The sequence below is a fragment of the Syntrophotalea sp. genome (assembly GCF_050253115.1).
GTDB lineage: Bacteria > Desulfobacterota > Desulfuromonadia > Desulfuromonadales > Syntrophotaleaceae > Syntrophotalea > Syntrophotalea acetylenica.
Map to the genome: position 1 here is coordinate 39,202 of NZ_JBFWJQ010000003.1, position 20,191 is coordinate 59,392.

General features: G+C 61.1%; 16 protein-coding genes and 2 tRNA genes. 3 read left to right on the plus strand and 15 right to left on the minus strand.

Features of this window, described 5'->3' with window-relative positions; all coding sequences use genetic code 11:
* Positions 1-29: 29 nt before the first annotated feature.
* The 14 genes from nuoI to AB7E65_RS00825 form a co-directional block, all read right to left on the minus strand.
* Positions 30-560, minus strand: coding sequence for an NADH-quinone oxidoreductase subunit NuoI (gene nuoI / locus AB7E65_RS00760; RefSeq protein WP_072286426.1), 531 nt, complete (start codon positions 558-560; stop codon positions 30-32).
* A gap of 1 nt (position 561) precedes the next feature.
* Entirely contained in the window at positions 562-1,554 is a 993-nt protein-coding gene (gene nuoH / locus AB7E65_RS00765; RefSeq protein ID WP_428745086.1) for an NADH-quinone oxidoreductase subunit NuoH, read from the minus strand.
* A gap of 3 nt (positions 1,555-1,557) precedes the next feature.
* Entirely contained in the window at positions 1,558-3,951 is a 2,394-nt protein-coding gene (gene nuoG / locus AB7E65_RS00770) for an NADH-quinone oxidoreductase subunit NuoG (RefSeq protein WP_428745087.1), read from the minus strand.
* 34 nt (positions 3,952-3,985) lie between these two features.
* Positions 3,986-5,263 carry an NADH-quinone oxidoreductase subunit NuoF gene (gene nuoF / locus AB7E65_RS00775; protein WP_428745088.1) on the minus strand — a complete coding sequence of 426 codons (1,278 nt, stop codon included), beginning with the start codon at positions 5,261-5,263 and terminating at the stop codon, positions 3,986-3,988.
* Entirely contained in the window at positions 5,260-5,748 is a 489-nt protein-coding gene (gene nuoE, locus AB7E65_RS00780) for an NADH-quinone oxidoreductase subunit NuoE (protein WP_320361366.1), read from the minus strand. Before nuoE ends, nuoF begins: the two co-directional genes overlap by 4 nt.
* A 1-nt stretch (position 5,749) precedes the next feature.
* On the minus strand, positions 5,750-8,134 hold the full coding sequence (locus tag AB7E65_RS00785) for an NADH-quinone oxidoreductase subunit B/C/D (protein ID WP_428745089.1): 2,385 nt from the start codon (positions 8,132-8,134) through the stop codon (positions 5,750-5,752).
* A 15-nt stretch (positions 8,135-8,149) separates the two neighbouring features.
* Positions 8,150-8,572: an NADH-quinone oxidoreductase subunit A gene (locus AB7E65_RS00790; RefSeq protein ID WP_072286420.1), complete on the minus strand. Its 423-nt coding sequence runs from the start codon at positions 8,570-8,572 to the stop codon at positions 8,150-8,152.
* A gap of 174 nt (positions 8,573-8,746) precedes the next feature.
* Complete coding sequence (gene rnhA / locus AB7E65_RS00795) at positions 8,747-9,202, minus strand: ribonuclease HI (RefSeq protein ID WP_428745090.1); 456 nt, start codon at positions 9,200-9,202, stop codon at positions 8,747-8,749.
* A gap of 79 nt (positions 9,203-9,281) precedes the next feature.
* A tRNA-Glu gene (locus tag AB7E65_RS00800) sits at positions 9,282-9,359 on the minus strand.
* A 5-nt stretch (positions 9,360-9,364) separates the two neighbouring features.
* Positions 9,365-9,440 (minus strand) — tRNA-Lys (locus AB7E65_RS00805).
* 143 nt (positions 9,441-9,583) lie between these two features.
* Positions 9,584-10,894 carry an adenylosuccinate synthase gene (locus tag AB7E65_RS00810; RefSeq protein WP_072286418.1) on the minus strand — a complete coding sequence of 437 codons (1,311 nt, stop codon included), beginning with the start codon at positions 10,892-10,894 and terminating at the stop codon, positions 9,584-9,586.
* A gap of 21 nt (positions 10,895-10,915) precedes the next feature.
* Positions 10,916-12,202, minus strand: a complete 1,287-nt coding sequence (locus AB7E65_RS00815; RefSeq protein WP_072286417.1) for an ATP phosphoribosyltransferase regulatory subunit — start codon at positions 12,200-12,202, stop codon at positions 10,916-10,918.
* Positions 12,203-12,397: 195 nt separating this feature from the next.
* Positions 12,398-12,598, minus strand: a complete 201-nt coding sequence (locus AB7E65_RS00820) for a cold-shock protein (RefSeq protein WP_072286416.1) — start codon at positions 12,596-12,598, stop codon at positions 12,398-12,400.
* A 244-nt stretch (positions 12,599-12,842) separates the two neighbouring features.
* Positions 12,843-14,342 carry a leucyl aminopeptidase gene (locus AB7E65_RS00825; RefSeq protein WP_320361364.1) on the minus strand — a complete coding sequence of 500 codons (1,500 nt, stop codon included), beginning with the start codon at positions 14,340-14,342 and terminating at the stop codon, positions 12,843-12,845.
* Between the two features lie 338 nt (positions 14,343-14,680).
* On the opposite strand from AB7E65_RS00825, the gene AB7E65_RS00830 reads away from it, so the two are divergent.
* Genes AB7E65_RS00830 through fusA form a run of 3 tightly spaced genes read left to right on the plus strand, consistent with a single transcriptional unit; the run spans position 14,681 to position 19,451 of the window.
* The gene (locus AB7E65_RS00830) at positions 14,681-15,541 is read left to right on the plus strand and encodes a GPMC system MBL fold metallohydrolase (protein WP_320361363.1); all 861 of its coding nucleotides are present in this window, start codon (positions 14,681-14,683) and stop codon (positions 15,539-15,541) included.
* On the plus strand, positions 15,538-17,358 hold the full coding sequence (locus AB7E65_RS00835) for a TIGR04442 family protein (RefSeq protein WP_072286413.1): 1,821 nt from the start codon (positions 15,538-15,540) through the stop codon (positions 17,356-17,358). Before AB7E65_RS00830 ends, AB7E65_RS00835 begins: the two co-directional genes overlap by 4 nt.
* Before the next feature lie 26 nt (positions 17,359-17,384).
* Positions 17,385-19,451, plus strand: a complete 2,067-nt coding sequence (gene fusA / locus AB7E65_RS00840; protein ID WP_428745091.1) for an elongation factor G — start codon at positions 17,385-17,387, stop codon at positions 19,449-19,451.
* A gap of 41 nt (positions 19,452-19,492) precedes the next feature.
* Here fusA and AB7E65_RS00845 read toward each other — a convergent pair whose 3' ends face one another.
* Positions 19,493-19,849, minus strand: coding sequence for a hypothetical protein (locus AB7E65_RS00845; protein ID WP_072286411.1), 357 nt, complete (start codon positions 19,847-19,849; stop codon positions 19,493-19,495).
* Between the last annotated feature and the right edge of the window lie 342 nt (positions 19,850-20,191).

The window sequence follows — 20,191 nt, forward strand, 5'->3', positions numbered from 1 at the left end:
TCCGGGTTCCGCGCCGGGGCGGCGCAGCCTCAGGGCAGGTTGCTCCGGATATCTTCCGGTGGCGTTTCGCCAGGATTGCCACCGCGTGGCGCGACGACCCCGATGCCGGTGTGCCGATAGAAATGGTATTCGGTGTTTTTACCGCAGCCGTCAATCAGAAGGTCTTCCTTTTCATAAACCACCTGCAGCAGTTCGCGAGTGGCCAATTCGTATTCAGGGGTCATCTGCAACGCCAGGGTAGGGCAGGCCTCGGCGCACAGGCCGCAAAAAATGCAGCGGGAGAAATTGATGCGGAACCAGGCCGCATAGCGGCGCCCGTCTTCCCTTTCGGCAGCCTGCAGGGAAATACAGTCCACGGGACAGGCGGCACTGCACAGGTAGCAGGCCACGCAACGCTCCTCGCCGTCGGGATCACGGGTTAGTACCAGCCGGCCCCGGTAGCGCGGCGCCGGTGTTTGTTTGCGCTCGGGATAACAAACAGTCACTGGCCGTTTGAACAGATAGCGCAATGTGACCCAGAAGGGCAGGATCGCCCCTTTGATGTGCTTCCAGAAACGCATGTCAACCTCTCCAGATCAGCCAGGACGCCGTGGCCAGAATGTTCAGCAGGCCCAGTGGCACGAGGACCTTCCAGCCGAGGGCCATGAGCTGATCGTAGCGCAGACGCGGCAGGGTGCCGCGCACCCAGATGAAGAAAAAGGCCACGGCCAGCACCTTGAGAATAAACCAGCAGGCTGCGGGAAGCAGCGGACCGTGCCAGCCGCCGAGAAACAACAGGGTGAGCATGGCGCCGAGCACGATCAGGTTGAGGTATTCGCCGACGAAGAACATGCCGAAACGCATGCCGGAATATTCCGTGTGGAAACCCGCCACCAGTTCGTTTTCCGCCTCTGGCATATCGAAGGGCGTGCGTTTCGATTCAGCCATGATGGCGATCAGGAAAATAAGAAAAGCCAGGGGATGAACCAGCAGATTCGGCAGGGGGCGCTGTGCCTCGACGATGGCGGTGAGGGAAAAGGAGCGCGCCGTCATAACGACCGGCACGATGGCCAGCCCCATGGCGAGTTCGTAGGAGATCATTTGCGCCATGGCCCGCAGGCCGCCCAGCAGGGCGTATTTGCTGGCCGATGCCCATCCGGCGAGGGCGACGCCGTATACCGCCAGGGAGGACAGGGCGAACAGGTACAGCACGCCGATATCCGAACCGCAGATGACCAGGGGAATTTCGCGGCCGAAAAACACCACGGGCGGACCGAAGGGGATGACGGCGAAGGCCAGCAGTGCCGTTATGACGGGGATGGCTGGGGCCAGCATGAAAATTGGGCGGTCGGCCTTGTCGGGGATCAGGTCTTCCTTGCACAGCAGTTTGATAAGATCCGCCAACGGCTGCAGCAGGCCGAAGGGGCCGACGCGGTTGGGTCCGTGGCGCATCTGCATGCGGCCGAGGATCTTGCGTTCGGCCAAAACCAGATACGCGGCCAGGGTGAGGGCGAATCCCAGCACCAGCGCCAGTTTGGCCAGGATCAGAATGATGTTCGGCAGCACCTCATTCATGGTTCAGACTTTCTCGATGCGACAGATCATCGGTTCGCCGCCCGACACCAGCGGTTCGGTCACCGTGTTGCGCAAGCGCGGCACGATGGCAAGCCCTCGGGCCATTTCCTCGCTCAGCCGAAGCGTCAACGGGAAGTTGCCAAGCGGCGTGAAGAGGGTGACCTGCGCGCCTTCCGTGATCTTAAAACGAGCTGCATCCTGGGGGTGCAGCATAACGAATGGACGGGGTAGCAGGGGCTCGATGTGTGGTGAAAGACTGCTGAGTGCTTCCGATCCGTACAAGGACTGGGTGATCAGCAGCCGCAGGTCATCGATAAAAACAGTCTCCCCATGGCTGGTTTCAGCAAGTTCCGGAACCGGGCCGGGGATGGCGATGCGGCATCCCTCCCCATCGGCGATCAGGGTTGAAATGCCCGCAAAATGTCGGCCGGCATGATCGATTTCGCCCCGCAACACATCAAGGTTGGCGTCCCGTCCCATCAGCCCGGCCATCAAGGCCCACGCCGGCTGCGGTTCGGCTCCGGGAATCTCGCGGGTAAAGATGCGGGGCGGGTGGCTGTCCCCGGCCGTTTCGGCAACAGGTGCCCCGGCGGTGAACACCCGGTCGAAGGACTGCATGCGACCTTCGTTGTTGATCAGGGTGCCAAAGCTTTCTTCCAGTGCGGTGGTGGGCAGGAAATAATCCGCCTCCTGCAAGGTCGCGGTGGCGGCGTAGTCGAAGACCGCCAGCCATTCGAGCCGGGCCAGGGCGGCACGGTTGCGCTTGCGATCCGGGAAATCGGCCAACGGATCCGCCTCTATGCACAACAGGGCTTTGATGCGGCCTTGTTCCATGCCTTCGATCACGTCATCGAAGCCGGGATTGTCGCCACCTAGCAGGGCTCCGCCAAAGCTGTTGGCGCCGCCCAGCAGCAGCATGCTGCGGCAGGGAGCCTGGTGGCCAGAACAGGCGGCCGCTGCCTGTAGCAGGGCAAGGGACCCTTGCGGACCGAGAATATCGGTACCCCCGATCAGCACCGGGTTCTGCGCCTTGCGCAAGGCGCGGCCCAGGGGCCGGCCCAGCCTTCCGGTTCTGGTTTCGTCTTCCTGGTCGGGATGTCTTATTGCCTGCAGCACCCGCGAAAGGCTTTCCGGCGGTATGGCATGCCGCTCGAAAGTCAGGGGCAGGTCCACCGGCCGTGGATCGATCACCACGATGCGTGCGCCACGGCGCGCTGCCTGGCGCAGGGCCAAAGCCAGCACCGGTGCCTCGGACAGGGGATCGGCGCCAACCAGGACGGCCACATCGCATTGCCGTATGTCGGCAAGGCTTGCACAACAATCCGAGGATTGCGAGGCGGCGACGCGGGCCGCAAGATCCCGGCGAGGATGAGGCTCAAAGCACACATGGGGGCTTCCCAGCGCCGCGGCCCAGCGTTTCGCCAGGAACTGGGTTTCGAGGCAGGCCCGGGAGGAGGTCAGTAGTGCGATGCTGGCGGCGCCGAAAACTTCAATCATCTCCTGCAACCTGTTTTCGAGGGTGGCCAATGCTTCCTGCCAGGTCGCTCGTCGGTGGCCGATCATCGGATGGCGGGGGCGGTCGGCGCGGTTAACGTACCCATAACCGAAACGTCCCCGGTCGCAGATGAAATAACCATTGGTTTGCAGGTTGGTGCGCGCCCGACGGCGTTGCAGTTCCCGGTAGCGGGCGCCGCCGGTCACGGCACAGCCCAGCGAGCAGTGCAGGCAGACGGACGGCGCTTCCTGAAGATCCCAGCCGCGGCTTTTGAATCGGCAGGTTTTATCCGTCAGTACTCCGGTAGGGCATACATCCACCAGATTTCCGGCAAAGGGGCTCTCCAGCGGGCCGTCGGCAAAGCGCCCGAAATAAAGACGCTGACGGGAGCCGAGCACGCCGAAATCGGTACCGCCGCAGTAGTCCTGGTAGGTGCGCACGCAGCGGTAACATTGGATGCAGCGGTTCATTTCATGGGCGATAAACGGCCCCAGATCCTGGTTGCGATAGGTCCGCTTCGGTCCGGTGTAACGCCGGATACCGTGGCCCCCGGCCACGGTCATGTCCTGCAGCTGGCACTCACCGCCCGCATCGCATACCGGACAATCGTGCGGGTGGTTGGTCATCAGCCACTCGATGACCTGGGCGCGATAGGCCAGCACAGCCTCGCTGCCGGTGGCAACCACCATGTCGTTTTTTGCGGCAAGCATGCAGGACATCTGGATGCCCCTGGCCGGTCCTTCGATGATATCCACGGCACACATGCGGCAGGCCCCGATGGCCCCCAGCGCTTCGTGGTGGCAGAAATGGGGGATTTCAATGCCGAGCTTGAGGGCGGCTTCAAGGACGCTGGTCCCCTCTGGCACGGTGACGGTTTGGTTGTCGATTATAAGCGTCGGCATTCTGGGCTTTCCGCGGGTTCGAGAAAAATGAATTTCAGTTCTTCAGCGGGCAGCAACCGCGCCGGATATGGTCCACTACTTCTTCGGTGAAATGCCGCAAAAGCCCCTCGACCGGCCCCATCGCTCCGAGGGCAAGGGCGCAGAAGGAACGCCCGTTGATGTGGCGCAGCTGTTCCTGCAGCATGGCCAGGTGTTCATGGCTGCCCTGCCCTGATTCGATGCGTTCCAGCAGCCAGCAGACCAGAGGCAGCCCGTCGCGGCACGGCGTGCACCATCCGCAGCTTTCCCGCGCAAAAAACCGCAGTAAATTGAGAGTGGCGGCGACCATGCAGGTGCGGTCGTCGAACACCACCACGCCGCCGGTGCCGAGGCGGGTGCCAAGCTGCTCCAGGGGGTCGTAATCGAGTGCCACATCCAGATGCGCGGCTGTCAGGTAAGGCGTCGAGGCTCCGCCGGGCAGGCATGCCTTGAAAGAGCGTTGTTGCCATACGCCTCCGCCGAAATCGCGGATCAGTTCCCCCAGCGGCATGCCGATGGGCAGTTCCACGCAACCCGGGGTTTCGATATGTCCCGCCAGCCCGTAGAGTTTGGTGCCGGCGCCTTGTTCGGTCAGTGCCAGGCCCCGGTACCAGTCGGCGCCGCCGGTGATGATATGCGGCACGTTGGCGAGGGTTTCGATGTTGTTCAGCGCCGTCGGTTTGCCGAACAGCCCCTTGACGGCCGGAAACGGCGGTTTTGCGCGGGGATTAGGACGCCGGCCCTCGAGGCTGTTGAGCAGTGCGGTCTCTTCGCCGCAGACATAGCGTCCGGCGCTGCGATGAAGATGGATTTCACAGTTGAATCCGCTGCCAAGGATGTTGTCCCCCAGCAGCCCGGCGTCGCGAGCTTCGGCCATCGCCCGTTCCAGGTTGGCCGCGCAGTCGCGATAGGCGTCGCGCAAAAAAATGTAGGCCGTGGCGATGCCCAGGGCATAGCAGGCAATGAGGATACCTTCGAGCAGGTGATGGGGGTCGGCCAGCAGCAGCTGGCGATCCTTGAAGGTGCCGGGCTCCATTTCGTCGCCGTTGCACACCAGATATTTATCACCGGGTTCGTCCGCCGGGAAGAACGACCATTTCAGGCCGGTGGAAAAACCGGCGCCGCCGCGTCCGCGCAGGGCGGACGCCTTGACCTCCTGGCGTACCGCCGCCGGCGTCATGTCGCGCAGGGCCTTTTTCAGACCCTGGTAGCCGCCGGTTTTGCGGTAACCCTCCAGAAAGACCGTCATTGAGGGTTGGCGGTTTTTGAACAGCAGCGGCGCGCAGATCCTCATGGGCCCGCCTCCGTTCGCTCGCCTTCCAGAATCCCGGCCAGGTCTTCCGGCGTGACCCGCCCGTACAGGTTTTTGCCGATACGTACCGCCGGTGCGTCGCCGCAGGCGCCCAGACAGCAGGTCGGCAGCAGGGTGAACATGCCGTCCGCGGTGGTTTCCCCGGGCGCGATGCCGAGCAGTTGCTGAAGCCGCAGCATGATGGCCTCGCTGCCGCGGCTCCAGCAGCATATGGAATCGCACACGTGAATGACCTTGCGTCCCACCGGGCGGCGATAGATCTTGTCATAAAAGGTGGCAATTTCCTCGACCTGCAGCGGCGTCAGGCCGAGGATGGCCGCTGCCAGCTCGATACCTTCATCGGACACCCAGCCCTTGGCTTCCTGGATGGCATGCAGTACGTCCAGTACCATTTCCCGGGGATGAGGTGTTTCCGTAACGCGCCGTTTAAGTTGCGCGATCTGTTTTTCCGAAAGCAACATTGCCATGTCAGCGGTCCAGGTCGGCCAGCACGTAATCGAGTGAGCCGAGGATAGTGATGACATCGGCCACCAGCAGGCCGCGGCAGAGCTCGGGCAGCGCCTGCAGGTGAGGGAAGCTCGGGGTGCGAATGCGCATTCGGTAGGCGCCGCTGCCGCCGTCGCTGACGGCGTAGTACCCGCACTCGCCCTTGCTCGATTCGATGGCGCGGTAGCATTCGCCGCGCGGCGCCGCCGGCCCGCGGCTGACATGCAGGAAATGATGGATCAGACTTTCGATGTCCTGCAGGCCGTCTTCGCGTTTGGGATAGGCATACCGGTAGTCGTCGCTGATCCAGCGGCCCTGCGGCATGCGCTGGGCGGCCTGTTGCACGATGGACAGACTCTGGCGCAATTCCCCGAGCCGCACCAGGTAGCGCGCAAAGCAGTCTCCCTGATGGGCTGTCACCACCTCGAAGTCAAAGTCATCGTAGCCAGCGTAGGGCATGGTCTTGCGCAGATCCCAGGAAAGTCCGGTGGCGCGCAGGTTGGGTCCGCTGAACCCCAGATCGATGGCCTGTTGCCGGCTGATGGCGCCAATGCCTTCGGTGCGGGCCCGAAAGATCGGGCCATCGGTCAACAGGCGATCGAACTCGTCGATGCGGGTGGCAAAATCCTTGCAGAAGGCGTCCACGGCCGCCCACCAGCCGTCGGGCAGGTCATCCGGCACGCCGCCGATGCGGAACCACGCCGGATGCATGCGCCCGCCGGTGATCAACTCGACGATGTCGAAAATCTTTTCGCGGCTGTCAAAGGCGTAGAACACCGGGGTCATGGCTCCTACATCGTGGGCGAAGGTGCCGAGCCAGACCAGATGGCTGGCGATGCGGAACAGTTCGCTGAGCAGGATGCGGATGGTGCGGGCGCGGGCTGGCACTTCCACGCCGCAGAGGGCTTCCACCGTCTGCAGGTAGGCCAGATTGTTCAGGGATCCGGCAAGATAATCGATGCGGTCGGTGTAGGGGATGAACTGATTCCAGTTCTGGCGTTCGCCGATTTTTTCGGCGCCGCGATGGTGATAGCCGATTTCCAGATCGAGATCGACCACCTCTTCTCCCGCCAGCATCATTATGACCCGCAAAATGCCGTGCGTCCCCGGATGCTGGGGACCGAGATTAAGGATTGAAAGACGCTGGCCATCGGTTTTTTCGCGGCCCCGGAAAAAGTGCGATCCTTCCGGTGGCACCATGGTGGTTGCGGTGTCGCGGGTAAACGGCGGCATTTCCGTGGCGCGGCTGGGATGATCCTTGCGCAGCGGATGTCCCTGCCAGCCTTCCGGCATCAGGATACGGCGCAGGTCCGGGTGCCCGGCAAATTTCACGCCGAACATGTCGAACACCTCTCGCTCGTACCACCCGGCAGCCGGCCACAAACCGGTGATGGATGGCGCCTCGGCCCGTTCCGCGGGCAGTGGTGTCTTGACCCGCAGGTAAGCAGCCCGATCAAAGGACAGCAGGTGATAGATCAGGGTCAATTCGTGGTCCGGGCGGTGCCGGCGGGCCGTTTCGTCAACCGCGGTCAGGTCTTCGAGACGCAGGTAGGGCTGTTCGATGTCCTGTTTTAAAAAACCCAGCAACGCAGGGACCCGGGCAGGGTCGGTGATGAGGGTCGGCATGTCGGCAGAGGCATCTTCCCTGACGCTGTCGCCGAAACGCTGCCGGATCTGCTCCAGCATTGGCATGGTTGCGGGAGAAAAAGCGATGCGCGGCTGCTGTGGCCGCCACATGCCATCCACGCGGCTGCCGCGAAATTCGGGGGGCTGCTGGGAGGTCCCGCGAATCGGACAGCTTCCGTATCCGGGACCGCGGGTATCCCGGGTTTTACTGTGGCCGTCAATCAGAATGGGCACCGTGGTGCCTTCGCAGCCGCCGGCCAGGTTCAATACAGGCCGCGCCGGGCGCTCCTCACGGGCGATTTTGTCCTGCAGCATCATCAGCCCCTGCATAAAGGCTTCAGGGCGCGGCGGACAGCCGGGAATGTAAACATCCACGGGCAGAATCTGGTTGACGCCCTGCATGACGCTGTAGACATCGTACATGCCGCCGGAGTTGGCACAGCTGCCCATGGCGATCACCCATTTGGGATTGGCCATTTCTTCGTAGATACGCAGCATGCTGGCCGCCATTTTTTTGAATGGCGTGCCGGCAATCACCATCAGGTCCGCTTCGCGCGGCGTGCCTCGCAGTACTTCCGCACCGAATCGCGCCAGGTCAAAGCGCGGCGTCATGCTGCCCATCATCTCGACAAAACAGCAGGACAGGCCGAAAAACATGGGCCACAGGCTGTTTTTCCTGCCCCAGTTGATGGCATCGTCCAGGGTGGTCAGGATAATATTTTTGGGCAAGGCTTGGTTCATTCCCGGGGAGATCCTTTAACGGCGCTGGCGGCTCCAGTCGAGAGCCCCCCGGCGCCAAAGGTAGAGCAGCGCCATCAGCAAAGTGACGATGAAAAAGGCAATCTGCGCCAGGCCGCGCCAACCCAGCAGGTCGTAAGCCGTAGCCCAGGAGGCGATAAAAGCCACCTCCACATCAAATACCACGAAAAAGATCGCCGTCAGGTAAAAGGGTACGGGATAGCCTGCCCGGGCGGCTCCGGTCGGTTCCACGCCACATTCGTAAGGCTGATTTTTAAGGGGAGTGCGGGAGCGATGCCCGAGAAATCGTGCCGCCAGCAGCAGGCCGATGACGATGCTGAGTGCCACCCCGGCATACATGAAGAACGCCACAAAATCCCAACCGGGAGCCGGCGGCAATACGCCGGAGTCGGCCAGATGCAAGGCTCTGTCAGCAGACATGTGGTCTTCCCCCCCTTCTGTCCCAGGAAAAAGCCCGGCGGCAGTGAATCTGGCCAAGGATAACACAGTTTTAAAGGATATCCAAGGTACCTGTAGCGCGGCCCGTTGGCGAAAAAGGGCAATGGGCCGCTGTTTGCCGCATCGGCCGGCGCGGTCGCCTTTCCGGCAGGGGGGTCAGGACCTTTTCTGGCCGCTGGCGATGGCCTGGCGCGCCAGTTCGTCACAGCGTTCGTTTTCCGGGTGGCCGGCATGCCCCCGCACCCAGTGCCATTCCACCTGGTGTCTGGCCGTCAGTTTCAGCAGGCGTTCCCACAGGTCGCGGTTGGCGACCTCTTCCTTTTTAGAGTTTTTCCAGCCTTTTTTGCGCCAGCTGTGAATCCACTCGGTGATGCCTTTGCAGACATATTGGGAGTCGGTGGTCAGATGCACCAGGCAAGGGCGTTTGAGGGCTTCGAGGCCGGCAATGGCACCGAGCAGTTCCATGCGGTTGTTGGTGGTCTGCGGATCGAAACCTGACAGTTCACGCACATGGCCTCCGCAGCGCAGCAGCGTACCCCACCCGCCGGGGCCGGGGTTGCCTGAGCAGGCACCGTCACTGAAAATTTCAACTACGGGGCGGGATTCGGACATGCTGACCTTTCATCGGACGGCCGCCGGAGGCCGGAACGAAAACAGCCCCACCGCCTTATGGCAGTGGGGCTGTTGACTCTGGCGTCCCCAGGGGGATTCGAACCCCCGTCGCCGGCGTGAAAGGCCGGTGTCCTAGGCCGGGCTAGACGATAGGGACTTAAATGGTGAGCCGCGTAGGATTCGAACCTACGACCATCTGATTAAAAGTCAGATGCTCTACCAACTGAGCTAGCGGCTCCTTGCTACGGAGGCCACTTTATACTTGAAAGCTTTTTGCGAGTCAACCCTTTTTTTCAGGTTTGTCATTTTTTCTCCCGTGCCCCGGATGTTTGCCCCAAGGCGGGAAAGCGACTCGCATACTGCCGCCGAATGGATGGATTTTTACTCTATTTTTCCCTGTTTGTCAAAGGGATTTTTGAGCTGGATGGTCTGATCCCGCCGCGGTCCGATGGAAACCAGCACAATCGGGCAGCCACAGACCTCCTCGATTTTGCGCAGGTAGTCCTGCGCCTTGGCCGGCAGGGTTTCAAAAGAAGTCGCTGTCCCCAGATCCGCCTGCCATCCGTCCATTTGTTCGTAAACCGGCTTGCATTCTTTGAGGATATCGAGATCGTGGGGGAAATCTTCCAGCAACTGGCCCTGGTAGGCGTAGGCTGTGCAGATGTGGATGTTGTCCAGATTGTTGAGCACGTCCATCTTGGTGATGGCAAGGCCCGTCATGCCGCTGATGCGTACCGCTTCCCGCAGTGCCACGGCGTCGAACCATCCGGTGCGGCGGGGGCGTCCGGTTGTTGACCCGAACTCAGAGCCTTCCCGGCGCAACTGCTCGCCCATTTCATCGTTCAGTTCGGTAGGGAAGGGCCCTTCGCCGACGCGGGTGACATACGCCTTGACGATGCCGATAACTTCGTCGATGGTGGTGGGGCCGACGCCGCTGCCGGTGCAGGCTCCGCCCGCTACCGTCGATGACGAGGTCACGTAGGGATAGGTGCCATGGTCGATGTCGAGCAGGGTGCCCTGTGCTCCCTCGAAGAGAACGTTGCGTCCCGCGGCGATGCTTCGGTTCAGCAGCAGGGATGCACGGTCCACGTATTTCTCCAACTGCCTGGCGTAGCCGTTGTATTCATCCAGAATAGCGTCCTCTGACAGAGGCTTGCCTCCCAGGTACTGCTCCAGGTAGAAGTTTTTTTCCGGCAGCATTTCCCTGACCTTGCGTGCAAAGGTGTCGGGGCGGATCAGGTCCATGACCCGGATGCCGCGCCGGGCTACCTTGTCTTCGTAGGTCGGACCGATGCCCCGGCCGGTGGTGCCGATTTTACGGGCGCCGGATTTCTGTTCGCGGGCGATGTCAATGGCCTTGTGGTAGGGCATGATGATATGGGCGTTGCCGTCGATGACCAGCTGTCGGTCATCCTTCATGTAGCCGCGTTTTTTAAGTTTGTCGATTTCCTCCAGGAACACCTTGGGGTCCAGCACGACGCCGTTGCCGATGATGCAGCGTTTGCCTTCATGCAGGATGCCCGAGGGGATGAGATGCAATATGGTTGTCTCGTCTCCCACCACAAGGGTGTGTCCGGCATTGTTGCCACCCTGGAAGCGCACCACGTCATCGGCATGCTCGGTATAGATATCGACAACCTTGCCTTTCCCTTCATCGCCCCACTGGGCACCGACAATAACAACATTTGCCATATGTATATCTCCTGATCGCTGTTACAGGCGAAAGTCTCCGGCGAGAATCGCTTGCAGTGAAATCATCTGTTCGCTGTTGTCCGCAAGCTTGATCAACCGCACCTCACCGGTTTGGGCCGTCACGATCATGACATGACGGAAATTCATTTTGCGGCCGTAATCAAGGCTGTCCTGCAGGGGGCGCTCGATGATGTCGCGGGCACAGGCGTACCCGCGGCCACGCAGGGTGCGTGCCAGCTGCTGGGCGGTTCGCTTGTCCGGCCCGCTCTGCAGGATCAGCACATCGAGCTTCTGCGTGGCGGTCTGCTCCAGGTCCCGATCGAGGGCGGTCAGCAGATTGAGCAGGTTGAAGGCGAATCCTGTTGCGGGGGCGGACATGCCGTATCGCTCCGTGAGCGTGTCGTATCTGCCGCCGGAGCAGACGTCGCTGCCCATGCCGCTGAGAAACCCCTGAAAGGTTACGCCGGTATGATAACCGAGCCCGCGCAGTTCGCCCAGGTCGAAAGTGACGTGCTGCTCGACGCCGTAGGCTTCAAGCACCGCAAGAATCTGGCGCAGGTTTTCCAGTGCCTGGCGTGAGCGGTCGTTGGCGACGATGTCCGCCGCCCGGTCCAGTACTTCCGGTCCTCCGAACAGGCGTGGCAGGGCCATGATTTCCGCGTATTTGCGCTCTTCGAGATGCAGATCGGCGAGCACCTCCGCCAGCCCCGAGGCGTCCTTGCGGGCAATGGCCTGCTGCACGGCCATTGCCCGGTCGGCGGGCAGGTCGAGGTTGCCCATTACGCCATGGAAAAATTCCACCTGTCCGATATCCACGGTGAATTCGGTGGCTCCGAGGGATTGCAGGCACTCGATGGCCATGGCAATCATTTCCGCATCGGCTTCCGGTCCCCGCAGGCCGATCAGTTCGACCCCTGCCTGAATGATCTCCCGGTCCTTGCCTGCCTGCTGCTCGGTGTGCCGCAGTACCTTGCCGCTATAGCAGAGGCGCAGAGGCAGGGGCGCGCCCTGCATCCGAGTGGCAACAATGCGGGCGACCTGCGGTGTAATGTCGGGCGTGAAAGCGACAAGTTTGCCGTTCTGCCGGTCGTCGAAGCGGAAGGTTTTCTCCCGCAGGTCCGCGCCCAGGCCGCGCTCGAGAACATCGAGATATTCCAGGGTCGGAGGGATGATGGGGCGGAAGGCCCAGCGGTGAAAAACCCGTTTGAGGGAGTGCTGCAGAAACTCTATCTTGGCAGCCTTGTTGGGCAGAAAGTCCTTGACCCCCCTCGGCAGCGTTGCATCCGGGACGGTTGATTGGCGGTTCATGGGCAATGGGCATTCCTTTCCGGGAAGATCGGGTCCGGCGACGGGTCTGGACAATTGACGAAAATCACCAAACTGTGAAACTATCAATCCCCCCGGAGAAAGTCAAGATGCAGGGCAGGGTGGTTGTGAATCGGCAGGCATGAAAAAAGGGTTCCACGGCAGGCGTGGAACCCTGGAGATCGTTTTGCGAAAGGATCAGACCTTGGCGACGCTGGAAGCCTGGGGGCCTTTGCTGCCTTGCGTCACTTCGAAGCTGACCCGGTCGCCTTCAGCAAGGGATTTGTAACCGTCGGCCAGGATGGCGGAGTAGTGGACAAACACGTCAGGCCCGTCATCCGGAGTGATAAAACCGTAACCTTTGGCATCGTTGAACCATTTTACCGTACCCTGCGTCATACCTGTTTACTCCTTGTGTTGTTCCGGCCCTGCCGGAGTCATGCGGACCTTCCATTGCGCGTTGGCCACGCTGCTGGCGCCACCGCCGAGGTCCTGATTCGCGGTCGCGCTCCGCTGCATAGGCGTGGCATAATCAGCCAAACCTAATAACACAGGCTCCGGGGGTGTGCAAACGGCTGGCGTCATTTTTTCGGGTTTTCCGTAAAATTTTCGCATGCGGGCCTGCTCGGTTACGCAAGGGCCCTTATCCGTTCCGCATCAAGAACGCGATCAGCAGCCGGACCCCAACCCCTGTGGCCCCCTTGGGACGTAAGGCGGTGCCTTTTTCTTCCCATGCGGTGCCGGCGATATCGATATGGGCCCAGGGACAATCGGGGACGAACTGCTGCAGGAATGCCGCGGCGGTGATGGTGCCGGCAGGGCGTCCGCCGGTGTTTTTCACGTCGGCGATATCGCTTCGGATCTGCCTGGCGTAGTCTTCCCACAGGGGCAGTTGCCAGACTCGTTCCGCGCTGTCTTCTCCGGCGGCGATCAGTTGCCGGGCCAATTCATCCCGATTGCTGAGAACGGCTGACGCTTCGTGCCCCAGGGCGATGATACAGGCACCGGTAAGGGTGGCCAGGTCGATGATGGCGCGGGGTTCGAAACGTGCGGCATAGCTCAGAGCGTCGGCGAGAATCAGCCGGCCCTCGGCGTCGGTGTTGAGTATTTCGATGGTGCGCCCGGACAGCGCGGTGACGATGTCGCCGGGTCGGTATGCCGTGGCCGACGGCAGGTTTTCCACTGCCGGAATGATGCCAACCAGATTTACCGGCAGTCGCAGCGCGGCCGCGGCATCCAGGGTGCCGAGCACGGCGGCGGCGCCGGCCATGTCCATTTTCATTTCATCCATTTTTTCTCCGGGTTTCAGGGAGATCCCTCCGGAGTCAAAGACCACGCCCTTGCCGATCAGCGCCAGAGGTTTGTCGGACGGGTTGCCGCCAGTGTATTCCATGATAATCAGGCGTGGCGGCCGGGCGCTACCCCCGGCTACGGCGAGCAGGGCGCCAAACTTCTCGCGAGACAGATCCTGCTGATCCAGCACAGTGCATCTAAGGCCGTGTTTCGCGGCCAGTTGCCGAGACTGTTCCGCAAGGAATTCCGGGGACTTGACGTTTCCCGGTTCATTGACCAGGTCGCGGGCCAGGGTCACGCCGGCGCAGATCCGCCGCGCCCTGTCGAGACCTTTTGCGGAGGGTTCCAGGAACTCCTTTTCCGCAACGAGCAGACGCAGGTTTTCCCATCGGGGCGGCAATTCATCGCGTTTTTGAGTGCGGTAGCGATCAAACCGGTAGCCTGCGAGTATCAATCCCTCCACCAGGGCCTGCATTGCCAGGTCCGCGGCGAGGTCGGCGGGCGGCGGTTCGGACAGCGCCACGCAGGCTTCGGAGAGCCGCTGCTGCTGCAGGATGAGGGCGGCTTCGGCGGTTGCCCGGCGCAAGGCTGCCGCGGATGCTTTGGCGCGAAATCCCAGGCCAACCAGCAGCACCCGTGCGGCAGGGAGCGTGTCACCAGTCGGGAACAGCAGGGTCTCGCCCTCTTTGCCGGAAAAAGCCTTGCTGTCCAGGGCTTGACGCAAGGCGCCTCGCAGAGACACGTCGAGCTCCCTGAGCGGCAGGGCATCGGTGTGTTCCTGCCAGACGCCGAGGATCAGACAGTCGGTTTCCAGGGTCAGGGCAGGAGCACAGACAGCGGCGATTTGCATGATATTTCCTTTCGTGAAAGTCGGTAATGTTTTTCCCGCCAGGGCGGAAAAGAGCCGTTTCCGGGTGAAAACGAGTCTAATGCCCTTTGCCGAAGGATGCAACGCCATGCTGAAGCAAGGTCTCCGGCAACGCCGGGTCGCCGATTTTATGCTACTGCCCCCTGGTGTTTAGCGGCGCCGTCTTCTGTGCCCCTTCATGAAAAGGCAAGTGGTTGTTGCCTCATCCGCGGGAAAAATGCTATTTTGCCTGCGCACTACAATGTATTCACGCCGCATCGAAAGGATCTTTCTGTCAGCCCGGTATGCAATTCGGGACCGGGACCGTTTCGGAGTCCATCGTGGCAAGCCCTCAAACCATGAACATTGTGCTGCTCGGCACAGGCACCAGCACCGGGGTCCCCATGCTCGGGTGCTGCTGTGATGTCTGCCGTTCGTGCGATCCCCGCGACCGGCGCACACGCTGCAGTGCCCTGATTTCCTGGGGCGATCGCAATATCCTGATCGATACCGGCGCCGACCTGTATCACCAGGCTCTGCGCGAGGGAGTTGCCCGGGTGGACGCGGTGCTTTATACCCATGCTCACGCCGACCATGTGCATGGCATCGATGATTTGCGGGCCTTCAACATGGTTAGCAGACAATCCATTCCAATTTTCGGCTCCGCCGCCACCATGGCGGTGATCCGGCGCAATTTCAGCTACATATTTGACCGCGGGATTCAGGAGGGGTTCCGTCCCCGGCTCGACCCCTGGGATATTCATGGTCCTTTCAGTCTGTTCGGCCTTCCCGTCGAGCCGATCCCGTTGCGGCACGGCTCAGGCGCATCCAGCGGCTATCGCATTGGTCCTTTCGCTTATCTGACCGATTGCAACGGGGTGCCCGAAACTTCCATGGAGCGCCTCGGAGGACTTGAGCTGCTGGTGCTTGACGGCTTGCGGTTTCGTTCCCATCCGAGCCATTTCTCCATTGGTGAAGCCATCGAAGTGGCGAGCCGTATCGGCGCCCGTCGCACCCTGCTGACTCATTTGTGTCACGAGGTCAGCCACGCACGACACAATCGGGAACTGCCCCCGGGAATCGAGCTGGCTTATGACGGCCAGTGTTTCCATCTTTTTGTCGAGGCCGCCGGGAGAACCGGCTGTCTTCCCAAACCCGAGCCGCGTTTGCCGCGCGAGGCCGCCGACCGGATCCGACTATGAAGCATCAGGAAGTGCGCCTGCACGGCCAGGCCACCGACAGCATCGAATACTACGTTACCGTCGCCTCGGCCGAAGCTTACCGCAGTTATTTTTACGAGGTGTCCGGAGCGTCTCTGCGCATCTTCTCGCCGGGCAATGAGCTGATTATCGATGCCGAGGGCCTTTCTCACCGGGGCAACGGCGGCTCCTTCTGCGAATACATGTTCGGCGTCGAGCAGCCTCTTGCCGACCTCATCAAGGAAGAGGTGCGCAACCGGCTGGTCATGTTCGGCGCCAGCAGCCGCAATGACGGATCGCTGCTGTTTTCCAACCGCACCGATGGTTATGAGGAATACGACCGCGTCTTTCTTGAAGGCAATGCGGTGCATAACTACTTCTTTTTCATTTTCGGCTCTGTGTCGGGCCCGCTGCAGGACCAGCAGGAAGAGATTCTGCGCCTCGCCGGCAAGGACCTGAAGCGATTTCCGTTTGTTGGCGAGGGGGATGACGGCCGCCTGGTTGAGGAGCTGCTGCCACTGCTCGGACACCGCAGCGCCCTGTACCTGATCAAACTGATCAACACCAAGCACAAGCGCTACCGCGACACCTTTCGCGAGCTTTACCACGCCCACCAGAACATTCCGGATCCGGAATTCGCACGGCTGGTGCAGCTGGCCGAAGACCTCGGCATCGACAGTTACCAGCAGGAGCGCATCCGCATCGATGTCATGTACAAGCATGCCGCCAACCGTCCTATCGTCGATGAATACAAGAACATCCTTGTTGACTGCAAGCTCAAGGGCCGCATGGGCGCCACCGAAAGCGCCCGCCTGACCCGGCTCAAAACCCTGTCCGTGCGCAGCAAGATCCCCTCGGCCCTGTTCTATGCCCTTGATGAGGTGCTCAAGCCGGAATTGCTGGTCAGTACCCAGGAGCAGGACTATCTTTCGGAGACCCGCCAGATACTCGAAGGCATCTTTTTGCATGAACGGCAGATCGACGCCCGTATCGATCGTGAAGATCTGGTACAGTTGCTGAAAGCCAAGCGCCGCGCCGTGGAAAACCGGGATTACGCTTTTGAGCAGATGCTGCTGGAGGCGGCCAAAGCCTGCGACGAAAAGGTGCGCGACGGAGCCGACGTTTTTCTGGTGGAGAATTTCTCGCGCATCATTACTTATTTCGATCTGTTCGACAGCACTTCGGAGCATATCAATCAGCTTGCCTTCATGGACAAGATCCGGTTTTCCGAAGAGCTGGTGCGCAGCCTTCTCAACAACAAGAAAGAATTCGATACCCTTGGCAAGGACCTGTTTGACGACCTGTTTTTCACCGGCATCCTGCAGAACCGTTATCTCGGCCAGTTCGGCCGGCGCAAGCTCCTGGCGCTGCGCAAGGGGTTGACCGCCATCGAAGAGGGACGCTTGACCCTGCAGGGGATGCAACGTCTGATCAGCGATATCTGTCGGCAGGAAGAACAGTTCAATATGCTGCTGACCCACACTAAGGAACGCATCCGCAATTTTTATTCCCGCTACGGCACTCCCTCGGAGCAGCAGATGCTGCTGGCGGAGGTGGTGCGGGAGACGGGACTCAACGGTACCGTCGACGATGAGCTGCTGAACAAGCTTTTCCGCCGCGTTGTCCATCATGTGCAGATGGAGGAACTGTATCTGCACAATCTTCTGCCCCGCGTTGTCGCCGGAAACAACCGTGCTCTGCGCGACGATTTTCTCAACAACAGCGGCCTGGACCGCTTTTACGTTGAAGAGCTCGAGCGGGAATATTTCGAGTACAACGGCCTGGACATGGAACTTTTGTCCCGGTTAAACGAGAATTGAAACCAACTCCGCTGGCGTGAGGTGTCATGGCCCGGCAAAAACTCCAGAACCTGCGCAACATGGGAATCATCTCCCACATCGATGCCGGCAAGACCACCGTTTCCGAACGGATTCTGTTTTATACCGGTGAAAGTCATCGTCTCGGCGAAGTGCATGACGGTACGGCTATCATGGACTGGATGCAGCAGGAGCAGGAGCGCGGCATAACCATCACCGCCACCACGACCTGTTGCTACTGGCGGGATGTGCGGATCAATCTTGTCGATACTCCCGGTCATATCGACTTTACCATCGAAGTTGAACGATCGTTGCGGGTGCTCGACGGGGCATTGGTGATTTTCAGTGCCGTCGAGGGAGTGCAGGCCCAGACCGAATCGGTATGGCGCCAGGCCGACCGCTATGCGGTGCCGCGCATCTGCATGATCAACAAGATGGATCGCGTAGGCTGTGACCACCGGCGGGTGCTCGACCAGGTGCGCAAGCGTTTTGCCGCCCAGCCGGTGCTGATGCAGCTGCCTTTGGGGCTGGAGGGCGAATTCGCCGGGGTCGTCGATCTGCTGGAGGAGCGCTGTCTCATTTTCACTGAAGCCGATCTCGGGGTTACGATGGAGGTTTCCGCTATTCCCGCAGCGTTGCGCGAGGAGGCGGACAGGGCCCGCGAACGGGTTGTGGAAGCCGCCGCCGATTTCGACGAGGCAATACTGGCCGATTTCCTCGAGGGGCGGCCAATCTCCGCCGAACGCCTGCGAAGTGCCCTGCGCCTTGGCACCCTTGCCTGTCGCCTGTTTCCCGTATTCCTCGGTTCGGCACTGCGCAACAAAGGGATTCAGCCGATTCTCGATGCCGTTGTCGACTATCTACCTTCACCCCTCGATGTTCCTCCGGTGACGGCCCGCTCGCTGGATGGGGAGGATGCCGGGATACCGCTGCCCTGTGATCCCGCTGGGCCGGTCTGTGCCATGGCTTTCAAGGTCTTGTCCGACGAGGGCCGCAAGCTGACCTATGTCCGGGTTTATTCCGGGACCGTGCATGCCGGAGACGATCTGTTCAACGGCACCCGCCGGGTACCCGAGAAGGTGGCCCGGCTGTTTCGCATGCACGCCCACAAACGCGAACGGATCGAGGAGATTCAGGCCGGCGACATCGGGGCGGCGGTGGGTCTCAAGCACGCCCTGACCGGCGATACCCTGTGCCGCGCGGAACAGCCCTTGCAACTGGAGGGGCTGCGTATTCCGGAGCCGGTGGTGTCGCTGGCCGTGGAACCCTGTCGTGTTGACGATCGGGACAGGCTGCCGGCCGCTCTGGAAAAATTGCTATGGGAGGATCCGACCTTCCGGGTACGGGAGGATGCCGATACCGGCCAGACCATTCTTACCGGCATGGGACAGCTGCATCTTGAAATCATTACCGACCGCCTGCGGCGGGAATTCGGCGTCGAGGTGCGTACCGGCCGTCCGCAGGTGGTTTATCGCGAAACCGTTCGCGGCAGGGCGCGGCATCACGAAACATTTCATCGGGAAACCGAAGGGCGGGTGCAGTCGGGCGATGTCACTCTGGAAATCGCGCCGCTGCAGCGCGGCAAGGGGGCGCGGGTTGTTTTGCCGGAAGGAGGCGACGCCCTGCCCGGGCTTTTGGGGGAGGAATTGCGCAAATGTCTGCTGCAGGCCTGTGCGACAGGCCTGCGTACCGGCTATCCGTTGACCGACGTCGAGGTGACGGTGACCGAGGCGCCCTATCAGCCAGGCATCACCACCGAAATCGGCCTGCGGGCCGCCGCTCAGCGCGGTCTGAGCCTGGCTGCTGAACAGGCCCGGCTGATGTTGCTCGAACCGGTCATGGCGCTGGAGTTGACGGTGCCCGCCGAGTGCGCCGGCCAGGTCATCAGCTCCCTGCAGCAGAAGCGCGGCCGCATCGACGGCCTCGAACCGCGGGCCGAATCCGAACTGATCCAGGGCCGGGTTCCCTTGTCCGAACTGTTCGATTATATGGGCGAGTTGCGTGGCGTTACCGGGGGGCGGGGCACCTTTGTCATGGAATTCTCCCATTACGATCAGGCCCCCGAGGAGATCCAGAAACTCTTCGGCCTTGGCTGAAAAGGCCCCCGGTTTTCAGGATTCGCCGTGGCCCATACCGGTCAGGGCGTGGAATCCGCCGGTTGCAGCCCCCGTCGCGCCAGTTCGAGCCGCACCCGGTTGCGCTGCTGGCGCAGGGCCTCCGTCGGATCTTCAATGTAGGTTCCCTGGCTGGCTCCCACCGAGAAGGAGCCGCTGCCCACTCCCAGCCCCACCCCAAAGCCGAAACCGCCCGCGCCGCCTTCCTGTTTCGCGATCGCGGCGTTGAGCTGGTCGTAGTAAATCAGCAATTCCTGGTTGTTCATGGCGGCGTAATCCTCCTGCAGCAAGGCGCGGGCGGAAGATCCTGCCGCGCAGGCACTTGCCAGCAATAGCAGTGCCAGCAATCCCATCGTCCATAAAAACCGTTTGTCAGGCATGGCATCCTCCTGGTCCGGGGGTTTTGATCCATTGTATCAGGTTGCGGCCATCGGACACCTGCGCTGAAATCACACAACCTTAAATTGGTGGGTCGTTAATACGGCGAGCCTGTAAACGCAAAATGACCTAAACTTAAAAAAATTTTACTTGTATTGCGTTATTCATGTTGCTATACAGCGAGAACTGGGAGATTTTTTGCGAGGGCTTGCGGTCGTTCCACCTCCCCGGGGCGGCCGCAGGTTTGCTTCCATTCTTCCACACTCATGACTTATTCAATGCTATGACGATCTGAATTCTCTCCCTTGGCTGTTAGACACCGTTGGATTTGGCATTATCGATGC

Bases quoted from the DNA above. Each gene is read 5' to 3' on its own strand.
- nuoI (WP_072286426.1), bottom strand. From the start codon at position 560: ATGCGTTTCTGGAAGCACATCAAAGGGGCGATCCTGCCCTTCTGGGTC.
- nuoH (WP_428745086.1), bottom strand. From the start codon at position 1,554: ATGAATGAGGTGCTGCCGAACATCATTCTGATCCTGGCCAAACTGGCG.
- nuoG (WP_428745087.1), bottom strand. From the start codon at position 3,951: ATGCCGACGCTTATAATCGACAACCAAACCGTCACCGTGCCAGAGGGG.
- nuoF (WP_428745088.1), bottom strand. From the start codon at position 5,263: ATGAGGATCTGCGCGCCGCTGCTGTTCAAAAACCGCCAACCCTCAATG.
- nuoE (WP_320361366.1), bottom strand. From the start codon at position 5,748: ATGGCAATGTTGCTTTCGGAAAAACAGATCGCGCAACTTAAACGGCGC.
- AB7E65_RS00785 (WP_428745089.1), bottom strand. From the start codon at position 8,134: ATGAACCAAGCCTTGCCCAAAAATATTATCCTGACCACCCTGGACGAT.
- AB7E65_RS00790 (WP_072286420.1), bottom strand. From the start codon at position 8,572: ATGTCTGCTGACAGAGCCTTGCATCTGGCCGACTCCGGCGTATTGCCG.
- rnhA (WP_428745090.1), bottom strand. From the start codon at position 9,202: ATGTCCGAATCCCGCCCCGTAGTTGAAATTTTCAGTGACGGTGCCTGC.
- AB7E65_RS00810 (WP_072286418.1), bottom strand. From the start codon at position 10,894: ATGGCAAATGTTGTTATTGTCGGTGCCCAGTGGGGCGATGAAGGGAAA.
- AB7E65_RS00815 (WP_072286417.1), bottom strand. From the start codon at position 12,202: ATGAACCGCCAATCAACCGTCCCGGATGCAACGCTGCCGAGGGGGGTC.
- AB7E65_RS00820 (WP_072286416.1), bottom strand. From the start codon at position 12,598: ATGACGCAGGGTACGGTAAAATGGTTCAACGATGCCAAAGGTTACGGT.
- AB7E65_RS00825 (WP_320361364.1), bottom strand. From the start codon at position 14,342: ATGCAAATCGCCGCTGTCTGTGCTCCTGCCCTGACCCTGGAAACCGAC.
- AB7E65_RS00835 (WP_072286413.1), top strand. From the start codon at position 15,538: ATGAAGCATCAGGAAGTGCGCCTGCACGGCCAGGCCACCGACAGCATC.
- fusA (WP_428745091.1), top strand. From the start codon at position 17,385: ATGGCCCGGCAAAAACTCCAGAACCTGCGCAACATGGGAATCATCTCC.
- AB7E65_RS00845 (WP_072286411.1), bottom strand. From the start codon at position 19,849: ATGCCTGACAAACGGTTTTTATGGACGATGGGATTGCTGGCACTGCTA.